The sequence below is a fragment of the Pseudochrobactrum sp. AO18b genome, from assembly GCF_000409565.1.
Taxonomy (GTDB): Bacteria; Pseudomonadota; Alphaproteobacteria; order Rhizobiales; family Rhizobiaceae; genus Pseudochrobactrum; species Pseudochrobactrum saccharolyticum.
The window spans coordinates 1-6,530 of sequence record NZ_ANNO01000494.1 but is presented as its reverse complement, the minus strand read 5'-3'; the positions used below and the strand labels follow the sequence as shown (position 1 = coordinate 6,530).

Here is a 6,530-nt window from a genome sequence, read left to right as displayed (position 1 = left end):
GCGACGAACCGGCCATGAGGTGAAAGTCTTTGTCGATACGGCTCCGGTGATGGAAAAGCCGCTGGCGGTTTCCGCCGGCATGGGCTGGCAGGGGAAACATACTAATATGGTGAGCCGCGAATATGGCTCATGGCTGTTTCTCGGCTCGATTTTCACCACGGCGGATCTGGAACCCGATCGTGCTGGCAAAGACAGTTGCGGCAAATGCCGCGCCTGTCTTGATGCCTGCCCGACAGATGCCTTTCCTGCCCCCTATCAGATTGATGCGCGGCGCTGTATTTCCTATCTCACCATCGAGAATAAGGGCCCCATCCCGCACGAATTCCGCACCATGATGGGCAACCGTATCTATGGTTGTGATGACTGTCTGTCGGCCTGTCCGTGGAACAAATTCGCGCAAGTATCTCGCGAGGCCAAATTACAGGCACGGGAAGAACTGAAAGAGCCGGCTCTTGATACCCTGCTGCAACTCGATGATCCCGCTTTCCGCACGCTGTTCAGCGGCTCGCCGGTCAAGCGGATCGGGCGTGACCGCTTTATCCGCAATGTTCTGATTGCAGTCGGAAATTCAGACAATCCGACCTATCTCCCAATGATTGAACAATTGCTGAATGATCCCGCACCGGTCACACGCGGGGCAGCTGTCTGGGCATTGTCTCAACTGGCTGGGGAGCAGGATTTTCTGCACCAGAAAAACCAGCATCTTCCCCTTGAACAAGACGCCGAAGTGATCGAAGAATGGCTGACTGCCGCAGCGCAAATTGAGAGAAACAAATAATGCATATTTTTCTGTTCGGCTCCGGCTATTCCGCTCATTATTTTATCGAAGCACTCAAGCAAAATCCGATAGCAAAAATCAGCTCAATCACCGGAACTGTCCGCCGTCCGGAACAGGCAGAAATTTTACGCAAAAACGGTATCACACCTGTTTTCTTTGATGCGGAACAAGGCCTCAGCGCAGCATTGCGCGATGAATTGCAACAGGCAACCCATATCGTCTCGTCTGTCGCGCCATTAACCGGCAGCGCGGATGAAACAGACCCGATCCTGCGCCTCATGCCGGAAGGCCTGCCCTATCACGCGCCGAATGCGCGTTTCATCAGCTATCTGTCCACCATCGGTGTTTACGGCGATTATCAGGGCGCATGGGTGGATGAAACATCGGAGCTGAAACCACTTTCTGCCCGCTCTGCCGCCCGTGTGACCGCCGAAAAGGAATGGCTGGCGCAGGTGGAAGGCACAGATATTGCCTGCGCCATTTTACGGATTGCCGGAATTTACGGCCCGTCTTTTCAGGGGCAGGCACGCAATGCTCTGGCCAATATCAAACAAGGCCGTGCGCATCGCCTAATTAAAAAAGGCCATGTTTTCAACCGTATTCATGTGGAAGATATTGGCGGTGCATTGGCACATCTGGCGCTCAACAATCAGGGCGGCATTTATAATCTTGCCGATGATGAACCGGCACCGGCACATGAAATCATCTCCTATGCCGCAGAATTGCTGGGTGTCACCCCGCCTCCGGCCGTCGATTATAAAACGGCGGAGCTTTCTCCGATGGCGCGTTCGTTTTATCAGGAATGCAAACGGGCTTCCAATGCCGCATTGAAAGCAACCGGTTATCAGTTGCTTTATCCGGATTATCGGACAGGGCTGAAAAAACTTCTGCAAAGCGGCGAAGGGCTCTGAACCCGCCGCGACTGTGATATTTTTACGCTTGTCAGCCAAGGCAACTCAGTCGATGCTGTCCGCGAATTTATAAATGACCGGAACCTGTTCTGATGACGTTTCGCCCCCATATATTATCCGCATTGTTTTTAAGAGTTGGACTGGCTGTTGCCCTCTCAGGCAGTGCATTATTCTCCGCACAGGCTGATGCACCGGCCAAGCAGGCTTTTGGCTCTGTCAAACTACCGTCAGTCACTGCACCGGAATCCTACGGATTTTATTCCAAAGGCTGCATCAGCGGTGCGGTTGCATTGCCGGTTGACGGGCCAAACTGGCAGGTTATGCGCCTGTCCCGTAACCGCAACTGGGGTCATCCGAACCTGATTGCGCTTCTGGAAAAACTCTCCCGCGATAGTGCTAAAACCGGCTGGAACGGCTTGCTGGTCGGGGACATTTCCCAGCCACGCGGCGGCCCTATGCTCACCGGCCACGCTTCCCATCAGGTCGGGCTGGATGCTGATATCTGGCTGACGCCGATGCCAAACCGCCGCTTCACCAATCAGGAGCGTGAGGATGTGAGCGCGGTTTCCATGCTCAAAGCAAATTCGCTCTATGTGGATCAGAACAAATGGACGCCGTCACGCACGGCACTGCTCAAACATGCGGCCGGCTATCCGGAAGTAGAGCGGCTTTTTGTGCATCCCGGCATTAAAAAACAACTCTGTGAAACCGTAACCGGTGACCGCAGCTGGCTGGCAAAAGTGCGCCCTTATTGGGGGCACCATTATCATTTCCATGTGCGACTGCGCTGTCAGGCCGGATCACCGGACTGCAAACCGCAGGAACCAACCGGCAAAGATGACGGTTGCGGCAAATCCCTCGACTGGTGGTTTACCGACGAGCCGTGGAAACCGGCAAAACCTGCGAAACCCGGTGAAAAACCAAAGCCGCCCAAAATCATGATGGTCTCGCAACTGCCGCAGGCCTGCGCATCCCTGCTGAATGCACCGGCTCCGGCTTCTGTACAAGACGTGACTTTTGGCCTGAAGAAAGGCGGTAATGCCAGCGCCTTTGCACCGGAACAGGCACCGGCCTCTGTGCCATTGCCCGCGCAGAAACCGTAATCGCAATATCTGTCACACTATTGCGCTTTTCTTCAACCAGCGCATCCGATATAGAATTAAAACGATTTAGAGGCAGAGCAGACAGCAATCATCGCTTGGCTCTTTCTCTGCAACAATAAAACAAACATTCAGAGTGAGAAGCAGTATTAACAATGCCTAATATCGATCCGAACTTTGTTTTTCCTGTCCTTATCGGTGATATCGGCGGCACCAATGCCCGCTTTGCTATTCTGGTTGATTCCTACGCCGAGCCGAAAGAATTTCCGGTTCTGCTGACCAAAGATTTCGCAACGCTGGAAGATGCAATCCAGACTGTCGTTCTGGATCACACATCCATCCAGCCGCGCTCGGCAGTGATTGCCATTGCCGGTCCAGTCGAAGGCGATGAAATTCCGCTCACCAATTGCCAGTGGGTTGTGAAGCCGCGCCAGATGATGGAGCGCTTCAACCTGCAGGACATCACCGTCCTCAATGATTTTGAAGCACAGGCACTGGCTGTTGTCTCCCTCGACGATCACCATCTGGAAAATATCGGCGGTGCAGCCGCTCATCCGAACGGCAAACGTGTGGTTCTGGGCCCCGGCACAGGACTTGGTGTTGCAGGTCTGATCCGCTCGCGCCAGACATGGGTTCCGGTACCGGGTGAAGGCGGTCATGTGGATTTTGGCCCGCGTTCTGAACGTGATCTGCAGATTTTTCCGTTTATTGAAAAGATTGACGGCCGTGTTTCTGCAGAGCAGCTGCTTTGCGGACGTGGTCTGCAGCATATTTACAAGGCAATCTGTCAGGCCGACGGTGTAAAGCCGTCCCTCGTTACACCGGCTGAAATTACCGATGCGGCGCTGGACAAAAGCAATGCACAGGCTGTTGAGACTTTAGAGCTTTTCGTGATCTATCTCGGTCGTCTCGCCGGTGATCTTGCTCTGATTTTCATGGCACATGGCGGCGTTTATCTGTCAGGGGGCATTCCGCAGCGCATTATTTCCGCCTTGCGTACCGGCAGTTTCCGCGCTGCTTTTGAGGACAAAGCACCGCATCAGCTGATCCTCAAATCCATCCCTGTCTATGTCATCACCCATCCGTTGGCAGCTATTGCAGGGCTTTCGGCTTATGCACGCACCCCTGCCCGTTTTGACATTCACACAGACGGCCGCCGCTGGCGCTAATTTTTGAGCCATAATAAGTCATAAACCTTATTGACCATGCTTTCGCGCAAAGAGCATGGTCAAATGCTTTATACAGCTTTATAGAAAAGGAATGACGACAGGCGCAACAAACCCTGCCGATGCTTACAGATAACCAGCAGCAGGATTTTCCCTGACCGTGACTTTATTTAAAAAGAAAAAAAAGATTGATCCCGCAGAGACCACACAGATGATCCGTCGTGTGCTTTCTGAAAATTTTTCCGATCACAAATTATCCTATGCCAAAGCCATTGCCGGCTCCCTGATGATTTCCGGCGCTACCGTTTTTGTCGGCTATATTATGCGCGATGTCATTAATGACATTTTCTACAAGCAGCGCGCCGATCTGATCGCCTATATTGCCGGTTCTATCCTGCTCGCTTTTGTTTTGCGCGGATTGGGCAGCTATATTCAGGCAGTGCAACTGGCCAAGATCGGTAACAATCTGGCCGCGATCTATCAGAAACGTGTCTTCGCGCATCTGATGAAGCTGGGGTTGAATTTCTATAATGATCACCGCTCCGGTCATCTGGCAGCGCAGATCAATCAGAATATCGGCGGTATGCGCGATCTGATGAATATGACGATCACATCGCTGGCGCGTGATGCGGTGATGCTGGTCGGCCTGATCTGTATCATGGTCTATCAGGAACCGTATTTATCGCTGTATTCACTGCTGATCGCACCGCCGCTGATTCTGACCGTGACCTATGTTTCACGCCGTATTCGCACGGTCACGCGTGAGGTTGTGCATCTGAACTCCCATCTGCTCGGCGCCATGCAGGAAACCACGCAGGGTATCGCCATTGTGAAAGCCTTCACGATGGAAGATCAGTTGCGCGGTAAAATCAACGGGCTGATCGAACAGGCTGAAACCCGTTCCAACAAAATTGCCAGCGTTTCCGAGCGTGTAACTCCGATTTCCGAAATTCTCGCCGGTATCGCTATCGCGTCCGTCATTGCTTATGCCGGTTACCGCGCCATCGCTGAGCAGCAGCCACCCGGCACAATGTTCGCCTTCATCACTTCGATGATGCTGGCCTATGACCCTGCGCGCCGCCTTGCGCGTCTGCAGGTCAGTCTGGAACGTGCGCTCGTCAATGCCCGTATGATCTATGAAATTCTTGATCTGCAACCGGCACAAAGCGATCGCCCCGATGCTGTTGAACTGAAGGTACAGAACGGAACTGTCCGTTTTGAAGATGTCCAATTTGCCTATCATGCGCAGGGCACACCTGAGCATCAGCAAGTTCTCAAAGGCGTCAGCTTTATCGCAAAAGCCGGAGAGACAACGGCGATTGTCGGTGCGTCCGGAGCGGGTAAGTCCACATTGATTGCGCTGATCCAGCGTTTCTATGATGTCAATGACGGGCGTATTCTCATTGACGATCAGGATATTGCCGGTGTGACTGTCAATTCACTGCGCCATTCCATCGCCTATGTTTCGCAACAGCCATACCTGTTTGAAGGCACCATTGCTGATAATATCCGCTATGGCCGCCCCGATGCGACAGAAGAAGAAATCATTGAGGCGGCGAAACTCGCCAATGCCCATGAATTCATTATCCGTCAACCGCAGGGCTATGACAGTCCTGTCGGTGAAAACGGTGTGACACTTTCCGGCGGTCAGCGCCAGCGCCTTTCCATTGCCCGTGCAATCGTGCGCAATGCACCGATCCTGCTGCTCGATGAAGCCACATCCGCCCTCGACAATGATTCTGAAAAACGGGTGCAGCAGGCTCTGGAAACCATCATGAAGGACCGCACCACAATTGTGATTGCCCATCGTCTTTCGACTGTGGTCAGTGCGGATAAAATTATCGTCATGGAAGCGGGTAATATTGTTGAAGAAGGCCGTCATGCCGATCTCATCTCCATCGAGAACGGGATTTACGCCCGCTTCTACCAGCTGCAATCCGCACCTGAGAATGAAACCCTGATCGGATAAGTCATGACCTCAACTGTTTCAACCATGCAGACTTCTTCATCCCCGATGCGCCTTGTTGTCACCGGCGCAGGCGGACGTATGGGAAAAGCACTCATTCGTGCCATCGCGGAAAATCCGGAGACTGTTCTTTCAGGCGCGCTTGTGCGTGAAGGCTCCCCGCTGATCGGGCTGGATGCCGGTGAAATAGCAGGCTGCGGTAAAAACAGTGTCCTCATCTCTGCCGATCCGCTGCCGGTTTTTGCCGAGGCGCAAGGTGTGCTGGATTTCACCACACCCGCTTCGACGCGGACCTATGCAGCGCTTGCCGCGCAGGCACGCATTGTCCATGTGATCGGCACCACAGGCTGCTCGGAAGATGATGAAGAAAAGATCCGCGCCGCCGCCCGTCATGCGACAATCATCAAATCCGGCAATATGAGCCTCGGCGTCAATCTCCTGTCTGCTTTAGTCGAACAGGCAGCACGTGCGCTCAGCCCTTCCGCTTTTGATATTGAAATCTTCGAAATGCATCACAAGCATAAAGTCGATGCCCCTTCCGGCACTGCCCTGCTCCTTGGAGAAGCGGCAGCAGATGGCCGCGGCATTACACTGAAAGATCACAGTGTC

At 53.3% G+C, this 6,530-nt stretch carries 6 protein-coding genes; all 6 read left to right on the top strand.

The window, feature by feature from the left end:
* Positions 1 to 778 (top strand): tRNA epoxyqueuosine(34) reductase QueG (gene queG / locus A918_RS21045; RefSeq protein ID WP_022712460.1); only part of this gene is annotated, 778 nt, incomplete at its 5' end.
* Entirely contained in the window at positions 778 to 1,689 is a 912-nt protein-coding gene (locus tag A918_RS0118355; RefSeq protein ID WP_022712459.1) for an NAD-dependent epimerase/dehydratase family protein, read from the top strand. The genes queG and A918_RS0118355, both read left to right, overlap by 1 nt.
* 92 nt (positions 1,690 to 1,781) lie before the next feature.
* Positions 1,782 to 2,792 (top strand): penicillin-insensitive murein endopeptidase, encoded by a 1,011-nt coding sequence (mepA, locus tag A918_RS0118350; protein ID WP_022712458.1) that lies wholly within the window; start codon positions 1,782 to 1,784, stop codon positions 2,790 to 2,792.
* A 152-nt stretch (positions 2,793 to 2,944) separates the two neighbouring features.
* Positions 2,945 to 3,958, top strand: coding sequence for a glucokinase (locus tag A918_RS0118345; RefSeq protein WP_022712457.1), 1,014 nt, complete (start codon positions 2,945 to 2,947; stop codon positions 3,956 to 3,958).
* Between the two features lie 157 nt (positions 3,959 to 4,115).
* Entirely contained in the window at positions 4,116 to 5,924 is a 1,809-nt protein-coding gene (locus A918_RS0118340) for an ABC transporter ATP-binding protein (RefSeq protein ID WP_022712456.1), read from the top strand.
* Between the two features lie 3 nt (positions 5,925 to 5,927).
* On the top strand, positions 5,928 to 6,530 hold a 603-nt coding region (gene dapB / locus A918_RS0118335; RefSeq protein ID WP_022712455.1), incomplete at its 3' end, for a 4-hydroxy-tetrahydrodipicolinate reductase.